The sequence below is a fragment of the Acidiphilium sp. MT5 genome (genome assembly GCF_054767495.1).
The window spans coordinates 106,654-123,176 of record NZ_BAABMR010000008.1 but is presented as its reverse complement, the minus strand read 5'-3'; the positions used below and the strand labels follow the sequence as shown (position 1 = coordinate 123,176).

The window sequence follows — 16,523 nt, the reverse complement described above, 5'->3', positions numbered from 1 at the left end:
CGGGCGGCCTTAGGCGGCCTCACGCGCGGGCGCGAAAACCTCATCCATCGCCCGCAATACCCGCGTGCTCGCGAGGCTTTCATCCAACGGATCACGCCGGAGCCGATGGCGCAACGCAGCCGGGGCAATCTCACGCAAATGCGCTTCGGTAACGCAGTCAACGCCATCGAGCGCCGCTTTGGCGCGTGCTGCGCGCGTCAGCGTGAGTTCGCCGCGCAGCCCATCGGTGCCGAGTGCGATGCAGAGCGTGGTCGCTCGTCGTAAAATCGGCTCAGGCACTTCAACCTTGGGCAATAAAGCCCGCCCGCGCTTGATGCGCGCGCGCACATCCCGCTCGGCCTGGGCAAAGCGCCGGGCAAAGGCCGATGGATTATGCTCGAAGGCGTCGCGCCGCCGCACCACGTCGAGCCGTTGTTCGATGTCCGTTGGCGTGCGCACTTCAACGCACAGGCCGAACCGATCCAAAAGCTGCGGACGCAACTCGCCCTCTTCAGGGTTGCCGCTGCCAATGAGCACAAAGCGCGCCGGATGACGCAGACTCAATCCCTCGCGCTCAACGACGTTTTCGCCCGAAGCCGCGACATCCAATAATAAATCAACCAAGTGATCTTCGAGCAGATTGATTTCATCGATATATAAAAATCCGCGATTAGCATTTGCTAACAATCCTGGCTCAAAATGCTTGGAGCCATCCGCCAAGGCGCGCTCTAGATCAAGCGCGCCGATCACCCGATCTTCGGTTGCACCCAGTGGCAGATCAACCACCGGCGCGGCAATCCGGGTCACCGGCAGTTTGCCTTGCGCCAAGCGCGCTTGGCAATCGGTGCATAGCCGTTTTCGATCAGCAGGATCGCAGCGATATCGGCAACCGGCAACGGCGCGCATGGGGGGCAGCAAGGCTGCCAGCGCTCTGATTGCGGTGGATTTGCCGGTACCCCGATCACCGAACGCCAAAACGCCGCCCAGTGCTGGCTCAATCGCGGCAATCAGCAGCGCGTTGGTCATATCCTGCTGACCGACAATGGCGGAGAATGGATAGACCATGTTATCGCCCCTCGGTGCTGGCGCCAAAGGGCGCATTGAGACGAACAATCACGTAATTCAAATAACCGGCAAAACTAACCCACAGCAAATAGGGCAGCAGCAGTAACGCTGCAAGTTTCGCCAAGAACGCCAAGGTCACGATCAAGGCCAGAATGCTGAGCCAGAGCGGCGCGATGTCAAACAATGCCCAATCGGGGCGGCGGCGGGAAAAAAATAAATAACTCCAAGCGAAATTCGCAATCGCGTTGATCCCAAACAAGCTAAGCAACCAGGCGGCACTTTCGGCATTGGGCGTTGCTTCCCAGCCGATCACGCCGGCGGCGGTGATCAAGGCAAATATCAGGGTCCAGGCCGGGCCGAACAGCCAGTTGGGTGGCTGCCATGTCGGCTTGCGCAAACTCTTATACCATGGGCCGATGGTGCTGACCGCGCCACCCGCGCCAGCAACGAGGGTTGCGCAACCGGCGGCGATTAAAATCGGTTCCCAATGACCTCCAAATATTGTCATTTGCCTGTTCGCTCCAGCCGCCATGGTGCCCTCACGCGTGGATCAGTCGGGTCAGTCGCACCATGTTTTTAGCGAAAATGCGCGCATGCACCATCGGCTTGGCCTTCACCAAGGCCTTATTCATATAAGCCTGCCAGGTCATGGCCTGCACATCGGCATCGCCGCAAATCGCCACGAATAATTCCCGGCGCTTGTCGCTGGAATACCAAAAATTTTGCATGAAGCCGAGCATCGCGAACACCGTGCCGTGCGCCGCCATGAAGCGCTGGCGGGCTTGTTTGAGCGCGCGCACATCGCCGGTGGCGCAAAATGCATCCATCGCCTCGCCCGCCAATTGTCCCCCAAGCATGGCATAGTAAATGCCCTCGCCGGAGGCGGGTGCGACCACGCCTGCCGCATCGCCGGCGAGCAGCACGTTAATGCCGTCATCCCAGCGCGGCAGCGGCTTGAGTGGCAAAGGTGCCCCTTCTGAGCGAATGGTTTGCGCACCATCGAGCCCCGTATGGGCGCGCAAATCGCCCACCGCATGGCGGAGCGAGAACCCTTTGACCGCACTGCCCGTGCCAATGCTCGCGGTCTCGCCATGGGGAAAAATCCAGGCGTAAAAATCAGGGGACATTTTGGCGTCGTAATAGATTTCGCATTGCGCACTATTCCAACCCGGCGTGCCTTCGGGCGGTGATTTGATTACCTCGTGGTAGGCGAACACCCGTTTATGCTTGTCGGCATCCTTAATGCACTGCCGCGCCACGGCCGACACCGCGCCATCCGCGCCAATCACCGCACGGGCGCTGACCGATGCCGTGCCGTCGGCGGTTTTGTAATGGATCAGTGTGCGGCCTTTGCTATCGCGCTCTAACCGCTCAAAGCGACCGGTTCGGCGCTCAGCACCGGCTTGGGCTGCACGGTTGCGCAGAAATTCATCGAAAACATCACGATCAACCATACCCACATAGCCGCCATCATCGATCGGCATCGCCACTTTTTTGGCGCTGGGCGAGACGATGTTAGCGCCGCGCGCCTTCGCGACAATCAAGTGATCGGGAATTGCATAATCGCGCACCAGGCGGGGCGGCACCGCGCCGCCACACGGTTTGATCCGCCCGGCGCGATCCAGCAGCAAAACCGTGCGCCCCGCGCGGGCCAAGGTTTCGGCAGCGGTCGCTCCGGCGGGGCCGCCGCCAACCACCACCACGTCATATTCGATTGCCGCATGGGTCATGATCAAACTCCTCCGGCGGCGAGCGCGAAGGCGCTCACCAGCATGCCGATGACGTAAAGCGTGGTGCCCGTCCCGTTATACCAGGGGGCGCGCTCGCGGGGCTGTTCCAACAGGCGGCGCATCAGAAAGAGCTGAGCGATCAACAGGCCCAAAATTATGAAGGCGACGCCGTCATGCCGCCAGCCGAGAAACAGAAAAATCACCGCAATCTGGGCAAAGGCCATCACATAACAGGCAAGCCGTGCCGCCGCCGCGACGCCGAGTTGGGCGGGCAGCGAGCGGATGCCGATACGCAAATCCCCCTCGACCGATTTGAAATCATTGAGCGTCATAATGCCGTGCGCGCCCGCACTGTAAAGCAAGGCCATGATCAAAATCGGCGCGCTGGGCAGCGCATCGCGCATCACCGCCGCCCCGGTAAACCACGGCACCCCTTCATAGCACAGCGCAACGGCGGCATTGCCCCACCAGCCATTCATTTTCAGGCGAAGGGGCGGCGCGCTATAGGCCCAAGCCGCCATGAGCGCGAAACAGGCCGCGCCAAATCCCCAAGGTCCGAGCGGTATCGCAACGCCCAGCGAGGCCAGCGACCAGATGATGGCCACATACAGCCCCCAGCGCCCCGGCATACGCCCGGAGGGGATGGGCCGGTTCGGCTCATTGATCGCATCGACATGCCGATCATACCAATCATTCACCGCCTGGCTGGTGCCGCACACCATCGGTCCGGCGAGCAGCACGCCCAGCAGAATTTCCGGCCAACGCCGCTCTAGCGGCACGCCGGCGGAGACCACGCCGCACATAAAAGCCCAAATCGCCGCGAACCAGGTGACGGGCTTGAGCAATTCCAGGCATGTCTTCAGCGACGGCAAGCGCACTTCATGCGCGGGAGCGAGAGTGGCGGCTTCGAAAGTAACGCTGGTCTTTTCTGAAACCGCCATCCAAACTCCTCTTAATCCGCGCCGAGCGGGTCGGCGTCCATCATGCCATAGCGCCGCAATTTGACGTAAAGGCTCTGGCGCGAGAGGCCGAGCACTTCCGCCGCCGACGCCCGATTATCGCCGGTCAGGTTCAAGGCTGCTTCGATGGATAGCCGCTCAATCACCTCGGTGGTTTCGCGCACAATATCCTTGAGCGAGAGCCGCCCGATCAACTCGCCAATTTGTTCCAGCGAGCGCGGCAATGCCCGGCTGCCAGCGGGGGGCAGCAATTCCTGGGCAGGGCGGCGGCTGACATTGCGAATCGCAAACCCGAATGATGGTTTGCCCGCATTCATGACATTTACCGCCGAAATCTCAACGTCGGTTTCGCCGCCAAATGCATCGCGCAGCGCGGTCGGGTACAGGCGAACCGAGCCATGCTCGCGCAAATTCGCGATCAGCACCCCCAAATCGACCCCAGGCCGCCCGAGCCATCGATCGAGCGACTCGCCAAGCGCTTGTTCTTCATTGACGATCTGCGCCATATCCAGAAAAGCGGCATTGGCCGAAATCACCCTTCCATCCGGCCCGGTCACCACAAAACCATCTGGCGCGCTCTCGATTAATTTCAGCAATTTTGCCTTGCTGTCTGAAAGCAAATGCCGTGGGTCGAGCGCATTGACCGGCGCCAGCCGCAGCAAGACGCTTTGTTGATCGCCTTGGCGGAATAAAAATCCAACCACATGCAATTCATCGGTCGCCTCGCCGCGCGCGAGCTTGATGCGCACATCATCTGCCCGGCCACCGGCGCGCAAGGCGTTGAGCAAACTATCAAAGGCCGCGTCGCTCTCTGGTTCCAGCAAATCGCCAAAAGCCGCGCCGACCAAGCGCTCACCACCACCAAACAAGGCCTGCGCCGCCGCGTTGGCCTCGGTCACCCGCCGCGAGGGGGCGTCCAGGATCAGGACCGGCTCGGTCGACATCTGGAACAAAATCCGATAGCGCGTCTCGATCTGGCGCAGCCGCGCGTAGTCGCGCTCAAGCGATTGCTGCACATCGACCAGCCGCTGTTGCAACGCGGCCAGCGGGCGTAAATCCCGGCCAAACGCAATGGTTTCGCCGCCCCGTCCCAGCGGCACGAGCGAGAATAAAATTGGAATATCGGTGCCGTCGGCGCCTGGATAATTGACGTGGCGAGACAGATTGGCCGACCCGGCATGGCCATCACGATCCGCAGCAGCGGCGATGAAACTGTCGATTTTCTGACGGCTTTCGATCGTCACGGTCGAGCCCCACGGCTTGCCCAACCAGGTGTCGATCTGGACGAATTCGGCTGCGAAACCATCGTTCTGAAACGCGATGTCGCGGATAATGCCCTTGCGGTCGATGATCAACGCGATATCGGCCGCCGCGGCAATCAACGCGGCGGCGGAGTCGGCGCTCACATCGGTCAGCCATTTGGCGGGAGCCCGAAAGGCTTTCATCAGGTGTCACACTTTCAGTCCCGGACTGACCCATATTTCGGATGAGGGCTGGGACATTTCGGGACATGTGGCATCGGCCTGCCACCGTCAACCTGCCGAACCATTGATATATGTCAATTTTTGGCAACTTTGACTCCTTGCGTCGTTTTTGCGCAAAGTTTGTGGGCAATAATCAAAGCTGTCTCGGCATCTGGTGCAAATCCATCGGCCCCGATGAATTGCGCGCGCTCAGGATGGGCGTTGAAGGCTTGGCCACCCACCAACACCACCAGAGCCGGGTTGCATGCCGCCCGCCGCAAAGAGCGAATCGTCGCGGGCAGGCTGCGTAAAAACCGTTCGGCACTGACCGAAATCCCGACCAGATCATACCAATTGCGCTTGGCGAGTACCAACAATCCCGCGCTGGTCACCCGCGATGGCGTATCGACCTGCCAACCGGCACGGGTGAATAAATCATCCAGCACCACCACGCCGAAATTATGGGTCTCGCCCGGTGCTGGCGTGATTAGGGCGCTGCGCCCGAAGTCACGCATTAAGGGTGCCTCAACCGCATGATCGGCGGTATCGCGCAGAATTTGATTGAGCCGGATCATCCCAAGGCTGACCACGGCGATGTCACAGCGATCCTGATCCCATAATTCGCCGAGTCGCTTCGCTGCCGCGCCCAACAGATTATGCAAGAGATCGTGTCGGCTCACCCCGCGGACGGTCAGCCCTTCGGCTAAGGCGCGGGCATGGTCGAGGTCATCTTCAAGAATAAAGCCAACAAATAAGGTCAAGTCGGTTTCGCTGGGCTGTGAGCGGTCAATATTATGCGCCGCCGGGCGCGACCAGGTGCCGCACAGCCGGGGTAGAACCTCGTTCTCAATCGCGGCTTCCAACAAAGCCGTCCAAGGCCGCACCTTGGTGGCCTGTGCGGCCTCACCAGCCGACGCGCCGGATGCGGGCGCCGGATCGGACAGTCCTGGGTTGGTCGGATCGTCATTCGTCTGACTTGCGTTACGCATCGGCTCTCTCCTGCGCATGAGATGAATGGTGCGCCAAGACGGCCAGAAGTGTCAAGCGAAATTGACGTAAATAAAGATTGACAGTTGGGGCGGTGGCGCAGTAGCCTTCCCTGGTCGCCATCGTGCGGCCGAGGAAACTCTGATGGATGCAAGTGAAGCTTGGACTTTTTGGCATTTTAGCCTCCCCGACGCTCGATGCTGTGTGGTCCAGCGGTATAGCTGGCTTGGCGCGCGGCATCTTGCACGTCGAAATCGTAGCGAACACCGCGATGCGAAGGATGTCAAGTGATGTTTACAAGGGTCATTGAGCGTCTGACCGGTGCGGTGAATTGCTGCCCCTGGCAGGGTCATGCTTACGGCATGAACCAGGGCGAGTCGGTGCGTCATCCCACGCGCCGCACGCCTTATCTTTACACACCCGAGGAACGTCGCCGACGCGACTCCACCAAATGGACGCTGGTGCAAGGCATTTTGGCACCGCTGCAGTTCCTGGTGTTCCTGATCAGCGCTGGCTTGGTGCTGCATTATCTGGCCGTTGGCACCGGCTTTGAAATCGCCACCATCTCGGTGCTGGTCAAAACCGTGCTGCTGCTGACCATCATGGTGACCGGCGCGGTTTGGGAGAAAAAAGTTTTTGGGCAATATTTATTTGCCCGTGCCTTCTTTTGGGAGGACGTATTTTCGATGTTGGTGGTGGCACTGCACGCCACCTACGTCACGTTGCTGATCACGGGCTGGGCCTCGCCCCGCGCGCAAATGCTGATCGCGCTCGCTGCCTATGCCGCCTATCTGATCAATGCCACCCAATTCGTGATGAAACTGCGCGCCGCCCGCCTTGAGGCGCCGCAATCGAGTTTGGGGCACATCGCGTGATGGATGGATGCGTCGCCCCGCTCACGCCAGCCGCCGCCGTCCCTGCGATCATCCGCGAACGGGGCCAGCGCGAGGTATTTTGCGGCCTCACAGGCATTGTCTGGCTGCATCGGCGCATTCAGGACGCGTTCTTTTTGGTGGTAGGCTCGCGCACCTGCGCCCATTTGATCCAATCGGCAGCGGGGGTGATGATTTTTGCCGAGCCCCGTTTTGCCACCGCGATTATCGAAGAGCGCGACCTTGCTGGCCGGGCGGACCTCGATGATGAATTGGACCGGGTGGTGGGGCAGCTTCTCGCACGGCGCCCCGAAATCAAACTCTTGTTCCTCGTCGGCTCCTGCCCATCGGAAGTGATCAAATTCGATCTGTCCCGCGCCGCCGCCCGGCTCGATTCGCGCGCCAATGGCTCGGTGCGGATCCTCTCATACTCGGGCAGCGGCATCGAAACGACGTTCACTGAGGGCGAGGATGCGTGCCTCACTGCCTTGGTGCCGAGCCTCGCGGCGAGCGATCAAGCCCAGCTCGTGGTGGTCGGTGCTTTGGCCGATGCGGTGGAAGATCAGTTTCAGCGGCTTTTCGCTGCAATCGGCCTTAATCGCGTGGCGTTCCTACCGGCCCGCCGTGCGGGCGCCATGCCGCCGATTGGCCGGGGCACCAAATTCATTCTCGCACAGCCCTTTCTCGCGGCCACGGCCCGCGCTTTGCAAGAGCGGGGCGCGGAACGGATCGATGCGCCATTTCCACTCGGGATCGAAGGTAGCGCGCTTTGGTTTGAAGCAGCCGCCGCAGCTTTCGGCATCGCCCCGGCTATCGTTGCCCAAGCCATTGCTGGTCCCGCCAAGCGCGGTCGTGAAGCGGTTGCGAAAATTGCTGCCGAACTCGCCGGCAAATCGGTGTTCTTCTTCCCCGATTCTCAGCTCGAAATTCCGCTGGCGCGTTTTCTCGCCCGCGAATGCGGCATGCACCTTACCGAAGTGGGCACCCCGTTTCTGCATCGTGATTTGATGGCGCGTGAATTATCGCTGCTGCCGCCCGCCACCCAGCTTGCCGAGGGGCAGGATGTCGAGCGCCAGCTTGATCGCTGCGAAGCCGCGAGGCCGGACTTGGTTGTGTGCGGCTTGGGTCTCGCCAACCCGCTCGAAGCGATGGGATTGGCCACCAAATGGTCGATCGAGCTGGTGTTTACCCCCACCCAGGGCTTCGAACAGGCCGCCGATCTCGCCAATTTATTCGCCCGGCCACTCGCGCGCCGCGCCAGGGTCAAGGTGTAGATCATGCAATTGACCCTCTGGACCTATGAAGGCCCTCCCCATATCGGCGCGATGCGAATCGCCACCGCAATGCGCGGTGTGCATTACGTGTTGCACGCCCCGCAAGGCGACACTTATGCCGACTTGCTCTTCACCATGATTGAACGGCGTGATCGCCGCCCGCCGGTGACCTACACCACCTTCCAGGCGCGCGATTTGGGTGCCGACACCGCCACCTTGTTCAAAAACGCGGTGCGCGAGGCTTATGATCGGTTCCGCCCAGAAGCGATGATCGTTGGCGCGTCTTGCACCGCCGAGCTGATCCAGGATGATCCGGGCGGCCTCGCGGAGTCGCTCGGCTTGCCGATCCCGGTGATCGCGCTTGAGCTTCCTGCCTATCAACGCAAGGAAAATTGGGGTGCGGCGGAAACGCTGTATCGCTTGGTCCGCGCTGCGACCCTGGGGGCCAAGCCGCAGCGCGGCGCATTTTCGGTCAATATTCTCGGCCCCACCGCGCTGGGCTTTCGCCACCGCGATGACCTGGCCGAAATCACCGCGTTGATCCGCGCGCTGGGCATCACCATCAACGTGATTGCGCCATGGAATGCACACTTTGCCGATTTGCAGCGCCTGCCCTTGGCCCATGCCAATATCGTGCTGTATCCCGAAATTGCCGGCACGGCGGCGGCGTATCTCGCCCGCGCCTTTGGCCAAAAAACCATCAGCACGGTGCCAATTGGCCTGAACGCCACGCGCGAATTCATTGCCGAGCTCACCGCCCTTGCGGGCGTGCCGTGCCCGGATGACATCGAGGCCGACCAACGCTCCTCCTGGTATACACGCTCGGTCGACTCGACTTACCTCACCGGCAAGCGCGCTTTTATTTTTGGCGATGCCAGCCATGCCATCGCATTGGCGCGGGTTGCCGCCGAGGAGATGGGCTTCACCGTGGTCGGGCTTGGCACTTATAGCCGCGAATTTGGTCGGGAACTGCGCGAGGCTGCGGCCCATTATGGTGTCACGCCGCTGATCAGCGATGACTATCTGGAAATCGAAGCCGCTATTGGTGCCGCCGTTCCGGAAATTGTGCTCGGCACCCAAATGGAGCGCCACATTGCCAAGCGCCTCGGCATTCCCTGCGCGGTGATTTCTGCGCCGATGCATGTGCAGGATTTCCCAGCCCGCCGTGCGCCGGTCATGGGGTTTGAAGGTTCAAACGTCTTGTTTGATACACTCACCCACCCGCTGATGATGGGGTTGGAAGAACATTTGATTGGCATGTTCCGCGAGGATTTCGAATTTCACGGCGATGCGGCTCCATCGCATTTGGGCGGTGATGTCGCGGTGCGCCCCGAAACCTTGGTCTCGGGTTGGGATCAAGCGGCGGAAGCCGAGCTGAAAAAAATCCCGTTCTTTGTGCGCGGTAAAGCGCGCCGAAACACTGAGAGTTTTGCTGCCGAACACGGCGTCAGCTTGATCACCATTGAGACTTTATATGATGCAAAAGCCCATTTCGCCCGCTAATCACACCGCCATTCGCGTGGCGGTGATCACCATGGATGGCAATTTGAATGCTGTCATGGCGGGTGTGCGGAACCAGTTAAGCGTCGATTATCCCGGCTTAAGCATTGAATTACATAGCGGCGATTGCTGGGCGTCTGATCGCACGGCTTTGGCCGCGTGCGAAGCCGCAATCGCCAACGCTGACATCGTGATCGCCGCGATGTTGTTTTTGGATGAGCATGTGCGTCTGGTGCGCCCGGCGTTGCTCGCCCGGCGCGAGCGCTGTGATGCGATGATTTGCGCGCTCTCCGCCGCCGAAATTACCAACCTGACCCGCATGGGCAAGCTCGATATGAGCAAGGAAGAGAGCGCTGCACTCAAATTCCTGAAAAATCTGCGCCCGAAAAAGCGCGATGATTCGGCGGCCCAATCACAAATGCGCACGCTGCGCACCCTGCCCAAATTATTACGGCTGATCCCTGGCACTGCGCAGGATTTGCGTCATTATTTTCTCACCCTCTCCTATTGGCTCGCCGGCTCGCCCGATAACATCGAAAACATGTTTCGCCTGCTTATCCAACGCTATGCCGCTGGACCGCGCGCCACGCTCAAAACGAAGCGATCCATCCCCGAACCCCATGATTACCCTGAGCTCGGTGTTTATCATCCGCGTATGACGCCGCCCCTCGGCACGGATCGCACGGCGTTGCCGTGCTGCCCGCACGCGCGCGGCACCATCGGGTTAGTGTTGATGCGCAGCATGCTACTGTCAGGCGACAAGGCGCATTATGACGGGGTGATCACGGCGATTGAGGCGCGGGGCTATCAAGTTTTACCCGTCTTTGCCGTCGGCCTTGATGCGCGCCCCGCGATTAATCAATATTTCTTTGCGGATAACAAACCTATCGTCGATGCGGTCATTTCCCTCACCGGGTTTTCCCTCGTTGGTGGCCCCGCCTATAATAATTCTGAAGCCGCAGCCGAGATCCTTGCGAAGCTCGATATGCCTTATCTCTCCGCACACGCGCTGATGTTCCAGCCGATCTCGGCCTGGGAGGCGGACCCGCGTGGACTAACGCCGGTTGAAGCCACCATGATGGTCGCCCTGCCGGAGCTTGATGGTGGCATCGTGCCGATGACCTTTGGTGGCCGTGCCGGCGGGCTGGCTGAACCCGGTCGCGCCATGACGGCGCATCTCGAACGCGCCGATATGCTCGCCGCCCGCGCCGCAAAACTCGTGGAACTGCGCAAAACCGAACGCGCTGAACGCCGCATCGGCCTCGTTGTGTTCAATTTCCCACCCAATTCCGGTGCGACGGGCACAGCGGCTTATCTGTCGGTGTTCCAATCCTTGTTCAATACGCTCACCGCCTTGCAGCAAGCGGGCTACACGGTGGACGTCCCTGCCTCGGTGGATGCGCTACGGGAGCAAATTTGCCTGGGCAACGCAGCCCAATATGGCGCAGACGCCAATGTCGCGGTGCGCATCCCGCGCGATGATCATGTGCGTCGCGAGCCTTATCTCGCCGAGATTGAGCAAGTCTGGGGCCCGGCGCCGGGCCGGCAAAATAGTGATGGCGCCTCGATTTTCGTGCTCGGCGCGCAATTCGGTAATGTTTTTGTGGGCGTGCAGCCCGCCTTCGGTTTTGAGGGCGATCCGATGCGCCTGCTGTTCGAAGGCGGCTTCGCGCCCACCCACGCTTTCAACGCATTTTATCGGTGGTTGCGCGAGGATTTCAAAGCGCATGCGGTGCTCCATTTTGGCACCCATGGCGCCCTGGAATTCATGCCCGGCAAGCAAGCCGGCCTGACCAGCAAATGCTGGCCGGATCGCCTGATTCGCGATTTACCGAATTTCTATCTTTACGCTTCTAATAATCCTTCCGAAGGCATGCTGGCCAAGCGCCGTGCGAACGCAACTCTGATTAGCCATCTCACCCCGCCCGTGACCCAGGCCGGCCTCTATCGCGGCCTGGCCGATCTGAAGGCCTCGGTATTGCATTGGCGAGGCTTACCACCTGAAACGGCGCTGGCGGATCGTCGTGATCTCGAGGCGCTGATCCAAGCCGAAGCCGCAAAGCTCGATCTCGCCAAAGCGGAACCCGCGTGGGGTGATGACGCCACGGATCAAATCAACGCCCTCACCACGGCCCTGCTTGATTTGGAATATGCGCTGATCCCAGTTGGCCTCCATGTGGTCGGCACTCCGCCGGATGCCAGCCAGCGCCGGGATTTGCTCGAAGCCGCAGGCATTACCGATCCTGTGGAATATGCCCGCCTCGATCATTTGTTAGCGACGGATAGCGAACTTCCCGCCATCATCCACGCCCTTGATGGCTGCTATATCAAACCGGCTCCCGGCGGGGATATTTTGCGCAATACCGCCATTTTGCCGACGGGCCGTAATATTTACGGGTTCGATCCGTTCCGGATGCCCAGTGTTTTCGCGATGCGCGATGGCGAGCGCCAAGCCGAACGGCTGATCGCCCGCCACCACCAGGAATGCGGCGCGCTGCCGGAAACCGTTGCCTTGGTGCTTTGGGGCTCTGATAATCTCAAATCCGAAGGCGGGCCAATTGCTCAGGTGCTGTGGCTTATGGGCGCGCGGCCCCGGCGCGACTCGTATGGCCGCCTCGCCGGCGCAGAGCTGATTCCGCTCGCCACATTGAACCGCCCGCGTATCGATGTCGTGGTCACGCTATCCGGCATTTTCCGCGATTTATTGCCGCTGCAAACCCGCTTATTGGCCGAAGCCGCTTTGCTGGCTGCGCAGGCTGACGAGCCCGAGACGCAGAATTTTATTCGCAAGCACGTCAATGCCATCATCGCAGAGCATGGCGGTACGGTGGAAGACGCCGCTCTACGCGTGTTTAGCAATGCGGACGGGACCTATGGCGCGAACGTCAACCAGCTCGTCGATTCCGGCAGCTGGTCGAGCGAGGAAGAACTCGGTCAGGCCTTCGTCAAGCGCAAAGGCTTTGCTTATGGTGTCGATGGTAAAGCCTGTCGGCATGACGCGGTATTTGCCGCGATGCTGAAAACAGTTGATGTCGCCTATCAAAACCTTGAATCGCTTGATTTGGGTGTGACGACCATTGATCATTATTTCGATGGTTTGGGCGGGATGAGCCGTGCTGTGAAAGCCGCCAGTGGCAAAGACGCTGCCCTTTATATTGGCGATCAAACAACCGGGGATGGCACGGTGCGCACGCTGAGCGAGCAGGTTTCAATGGAAACCCGAACGCGCATGCTCAACCCCAAATATTTCGAGGCCATGCTCTCCCACGGTGCCGAGGGTGTTCGCAATATCGAAGCCTCGGTCACTAACACACTCGGTTGGTCTGCGACAACCGGCAAAGTGGAACCTTGGATTTATCAGGAAATCAGCGCGGTGTTCGTGCTCGACCCTGCGATGCGCGATCGTATCGCCGCATTGAACCCGATTGCCTCGGCGCGTTTGGCCAATCGCCTGATCGAAGCCCACGAGCGCAATTATTGGGCGCCAGACGCCGAAACCTTGGCCGCCCTGCGCGATGCAGGCGCCGAACTTGAAGACCGGCTAGAGGGGCTTGCCCCCGAATCCGCACCTACCAGCAATCAACAAGCCTTGGAGCGCGCGGCATGAACACAATCGTCAAACCCGCCAGCATCGCCGAGCGTCTAGCGGGGGCCAGTTGCGGCTCATCCTGCGGCGATGGCGAAGGCAGCGTGCAAGTCTCGCTCGATCCGACTTTGCGGATTGGCGGCGCCAAAGTGTTCGCTGTCTACGGCAAAGGGGGTATTGGCAAAAGCACAACCTCGTCAAATCTCTCTGCGGCTTTTGCAACAATCGGAAAACGCGTTTTGCAAATTGGCTGTGATCCGAAACATGATTCGACCTTCACCCTGACCAAGCGCTTGGTCCCCACCGTCATTGATGCGCTTGAAGCGGTGGATTTTCACCCGGAAGAATTGCGCGTGGAGGATTTTGTTTATGAAGGCTTCGGCGGCGTGCAATGCGTCGAGGCCGGCGGCCCTCCCGCCGGCACCGGTTGCGGCGGCTATGTTGTTGGACAAACCGTGAAACTTCTCAAAGAGCATCATCTGCTCGATGATTCTGATGTGGTCATTTTCGATGTGTTGGGTGACGTTGTCTGTGGTGGCTTCGCTGCCCCGCTCCAGCATGCGGATCGGGCTTTGATTGTTACCGCCAATGATTTTGACAGTATTTTTGCGATGAACCGCATCGTCGCCGCTATCGGTGCGAAGGCGAAAAACTATGCTGTGCGCCTTGGCGGGGTGATCGCTAATCGTAGCCGCGAAACCGATCAGTTGGATCGCTATAACCAAGCCACCGGCCTTTCGACTTTGGCACGCTTTCCTGATTTGGATGTTATTCGTCGGTCACGCCTGAAAAAGAGTGTGTTGTTCGAGATGGAGGACACGCCGGGTCTTGCCGAGGTTAAGCAAAGCTATCTCGATCTCGCTGAAATGCTCTGGGCTGGCGTCGAGCCACTCACCGCCGTGCCGCTCAAAGATCGCGAGATTTTCGATCTGCTGGGGTATGAGTAATGAGCACCTCCACTTACGAGCGTCGCCGCAGCGAAATTGAAACCTACTTTGATCGCACCGCCCTGGCGGCCTGGGCACGGATGACCTCGGATGCGCCGTTAGGTCGGATTCGCGCCACGGTGCGCGCTGGCCGCGATGCGATGCGCGCAAGCTTGCTCGCCATGCTGCCGGCGGATTTGACCGGCGCTCGCCTGCTCGATGCCGGGTGCGGCACGGGCGCGCTCGCGTTGGAAGCTGCCAGGCGCGGCGCGCACGTGGTGGGCATTGACATCTCGCCGCAATTAATCGGCATTGCCCGCGACCGTGCGGCGAATGATGCAGCTATGGCACAGATCGAATTCAGTGCGGGTGACATGCTCGATCCGTCCCACGGTCGTTTCGATTATGTCATCGCTATGGATTCGCTGATTCATTACGCACAACCCATGGTGGTCGCTGCGTTAGCAAGCCTTGCCCCGCGCGTCGATCAGTCGATCTTGTTCACCTTCGCGCCGCGCACACCCGTGCTGGCAACTATGCATCTTGTGGGTCGGCAATTCCCCCGAAGCGATCGCGCACCGATGATTGAGCCACTGGGTGAACGCGCCTTGCATCAAGCGATCCGCAGCACGCCGAGCCTCAGTGCGTTCTCAATCGGGCGCAGCGAAAAAATCACCAGCGGATTTTACGTCTCCAAAGCCTTGGAGTTGCGCCGGTGAAACTCAAAGGCCCCAGCAAAATGGCACCATTTTGGATGCGGCTCGATACGAGCTGGCTGCCTTTTGCTGACGCGGCCACCCCGGAACTGCCGATGCGCCGGCTGTTGCGGTTGTCGTTGTTTCAAGTCACCGTCGGCCTCGCTTTGGCGCTGATGATCGGCACGCTCAACCGGGTGATGATTGTCGAGCTGCGTGTCTCGGCGGCGCTGGTGTCGTTCATGATCGCGGTGCCGCTCTTGTTAGCCCCGGCCCGCGCCATCATCGGGTTTCGCTCGGATCATCACCGCTCGGCTTTTGGCTGGCGCCGCGTGCCTTTTATCTGGTTTGGCACGTTGGGTCAGTTTGGCGGCTTCGCGATCATGCCCTTCGCACTTATTGTTTTGTCGGGACATGTGCGCACGCATATCGGCCCCACCATCGGTCACATCGGAGCGGCGTTGGCGTTTCTGATGGTTGGGCTTGGCATGCACACGGTGCAAACGGCAGGCCTCGCCCTCGCGACCGATCTGGCACCCGAAGCGGCCCGTCCCAAAGTTGTCGCCATGCTGTCGTCAGGCCTGCTGGTTGGCATGATCGGCGGTGCGTTGATCTATGGCTTCTTGCTCACCCCATTCAGCCTGGTTCGGCTGATTCAGGTGTTGCAAGGCACCGCTGCGATCACCATGATTTTGAACGGCGTGGCAATGTGGAAGCAAGAGCCACGCCGTAGCGATGCCGAAGTCGCCGCCCTCACGGCGACAGCCGGTGAACGGACTTTGCGCCACGCTTGGATGTTGTTCCGCACGCAGCCGCGCGCCATCCGCCGCCTCGTCGCCATTGGTCTCGGCACGCTCGCTTTCTCGATGCAGGATATTTTGTTGGAGCCGTATGGCGGGCAGATATTGCATCTCGCGGTGGGGCAAACCACCGCCCTAACCGCGATGCTTGCGGCAGGCGCTGGTATTGCCTTTGCGCTCGGCGGCAAGCGTCTCGCTCGCGGCGCAGACCCTTATCGGCTGGCAGCGTTTGGCACAATCATCGGCCTATTCGCATTTTGCGCGGTCATTTTCTCAAGTCCGCTAAATTTAGCGCCGCTATTCGCCGCAGGGGTGTTTCTCGTCGGGCTTGGCGGCGGCTTGTTTTTGCTGGGCACCCTGTCGGACGCGATGGGCCGGGTGGTCGGCGGCATGAGTGGCCTCGCGCTCGGTGCCTGGGGAGCGGTTCAAGCGCTTGCCGCTGGCTGCGCCATCGCAACCGCCGGTTTGCTGCGTCATCTCGTCGGCGCTCTTGCACAATCTGGCGCGTTCGGCCCCGCGATCAATAGTCCCGCCGCCGGTTATCTCGCGGTCTATGAAGTCGAAATAGTGCTTCTCTTTATTACGTTGATTGCCATTGGCCCGTTGGTTCGCCGTGACGAACCAAACCCGATGATCGCTAAGACCAGCCGACCCACTCGCTCTTTAACAGCACAACTCTAACACGAG

13 protein-coding genes are annotated in these 16,523 nt (G+C 60.2%); 7 read left to right on the top strand and 6 right to left on the bottom strand.

Annotated elements, in window-relative coordinates; translation table 11 throughout:
* Positions 1 to 9: 9 nt before the first annotated feature.
* The 6 genes from bchI to ACYUCQ_RS10240 all read right to left on the bottom strand — a co-directional run bounded on the left by bchI (position 10) and on the right by ACYUCQ_RS10240 (position 6,185).
* Positions 10 to 1,044 carry a magnesium chelatase ATPase subunit I gene (bchI, locus tag ACYUCQ_RS10265; protein WP_460254433.1) on the bottom strand — a complete coding sequence of 345 codons (1,035 nt, stop codon included), beginning with the start codon at positions 1,042 to 1,044 and terminating at the stop codon, positions 10 to 12.
* A 1-nt stretch (position 1,045) separates the two neighbouring features.
* Positions 1,046 to 1,552: a TspO/MBR family protein gene (locus ACYUCQ_RS10260; RefSeq protein ID WP_460254432.1), complete on the bottom strand. Its 507-nt coding sequence runs from the start codon at positions 1,550 to 1,552 to the stop codon at positions 1,046 to 1,048.
* A 31-nt stretch (positions 1,553 to 1,583) separates the two neighbouring features.
* A complete protein-coding gene (locus ACYUCQ_RS10255) occupies positions 1,584 to 2,774 on the bottom strand; it encodes a geranylgeranyl diphosphate reductase (protein WP_460254431.1) in 1,191 nt (396 codons plus the stop codon).
* A gap of 2 nt (positions 2,775 to 2,776) precedes the next feature.
* Positions 2,777 to 3,715 carry a chlorophyll synthase ChlG gene (chlG, locus tag ACYUCQ_RS10250; RefSeq protein WP_460254430.1) on the bottom strand — a complete coding sequence of 313 codons (939 nt, stop codon included), beginning with the start codon at positions 3,713 to 3,715 and terminating at the stop codon, positions 2,777 to 2,779.
* 11 nt (positions 3,716 to 3,726) lie between these two features.
* Positions 3,727 to 5,178, bottom strand: coding sequence for a transcriptional regulator PpsR (ppsR, locus tag ACYUCQ_RS10245; protein ID WP_460254429.1), 1,452 nt, complete (start codon positions 5,176 to 5,178; stop codon positions 3,727 to 3,729).
* A 113-nt stretch (positions 5,179 to 5,291) separates the two neighbouring features.
* Positions 5,292 to 6,185, bottom strand: a complete 894-nt coding sequence (locus ACYUCQ_RS10240; protein WP_460254428.1) for a cobalamin B12-binding domain-containing protein — start codon at positions 6,183 to 6,185, stop codon at positions 5,292 to 5,294.
* 288 nt (positions 6,186 to 6,473) lie between these two features.
* Here ACYUCQ_RS10240 and bchF point away from each other — a divergent pair, with 288 nt between their 5' ends.
* The 7 genes from bchF to ACYUCQ_RS10205 are packed head-to-tail and all read left to right on the top strand — an operon-like array spanning position 6,474 to position 16,517.
* Positions 6,474 to 7,058, top strand: coding sequence for a 2-vinyl bacteriochlorophyllide hydratase (gene bchF / locus ACYUCQ_RS10235; protein ID WP_460254427.1), 585 nt, complete (start codon positions 6,474 to 6,476; stop codon positions 7,056 to 7,058).
* The gene (locus tag ACYUCQ_RS10230; protein ID WP_460254426.1) at positions 7,058 to 8,329 is read left to right on the top strand and encodes a ferredoxin:protochlorophyllide reductase (ATP-dependent) subunit N; all 1,272 of its coding nucleotides are present in this window, start codon (positions 7,058 to 7,060) and stop codon (positions 8,327 to 8,329) included. The genes bchF and ACYUCQ_RS10230 overlap by 1 nt, the downstream gene beginning before the upstream one ends.
* 3 nt (positions 8,330 to 8,332) lie before the next feature.
* Positions 8,333 to 9,832, top strand: coding sequence for a ferredoxin:protochlorophyllide reductase (ATP-dependent) subunit B (gene bchB, locus ACYUCQ_RS10225; protein WP_460254425.1), 1,500 nt, complete (start codon positions 8,333 to 8,335; stop codon positions 9,830 to 9,832).
* On the top strand, positions 9,804 to 13,436 hold the full coding sequence (locus ACYUCQ_RS10220) for a magnesium chelatase subunit H (protein ID WP_460254424.1): 3,633 nt from the start codon (positions 9,804 to 9,806) through the stop codon (positions 13,434 to 13,436). The genes bchB and ACYUCQ_RS10220 overlap by 29 nt, the downstream gene beginning before the upstream one ends.
* Positions 13,433 to 14,362 carry a ferredoxin:protochlorophyllide reductase (ATP-dependent) iron-sulfur ATP-binding protein gene (gene bchL, locus ACYUCQ_RS10215; RefSeq protein ID WP_460254423.1) on the top strand — a complete coding sequence of 310 codons (930 nt, stop codon included), beginning with the start codon at positions 13,433 to 13,435 and terminating at the stop codon, positions 14,360 to 14,362. The genes ACYUCQ_RS10220 and bchL overlap by 4 nt, the downstream gene beginning before the upstream one ends.
* Complete coding sequence (gene bchM / locus ACYUCQ_RS10210) at positions 14,362 to 15,060, top strand: magnesium protoporphyrin IX methyltransferase (protein WP_460254422.1); 699 nt, start codon at positions 14,362 to 14,364, stop codon at positions 15,058 to 15,060. The genes bchL and bchM overlap by 1 nt, the downstream gene beginning before the upstream one ends.
* Positions 15,057 to 16,517: a BCD family MFS transporter gene (locus ACYUCQ_RS10205; protein WP_460254421.1), complete on the top strand. Its 1,461-nt coding sequence runs from the start codon at positions 15,057 to 15,059 to the stop codon at positions 16,515 to 16,517. Before bchM ends, ACYUCQ_RS10205 begins: the two co-directional genes overlap by 4 nt.
* Positions 16,518 to 16,523 lie beyond the last annotated feature (6 nt).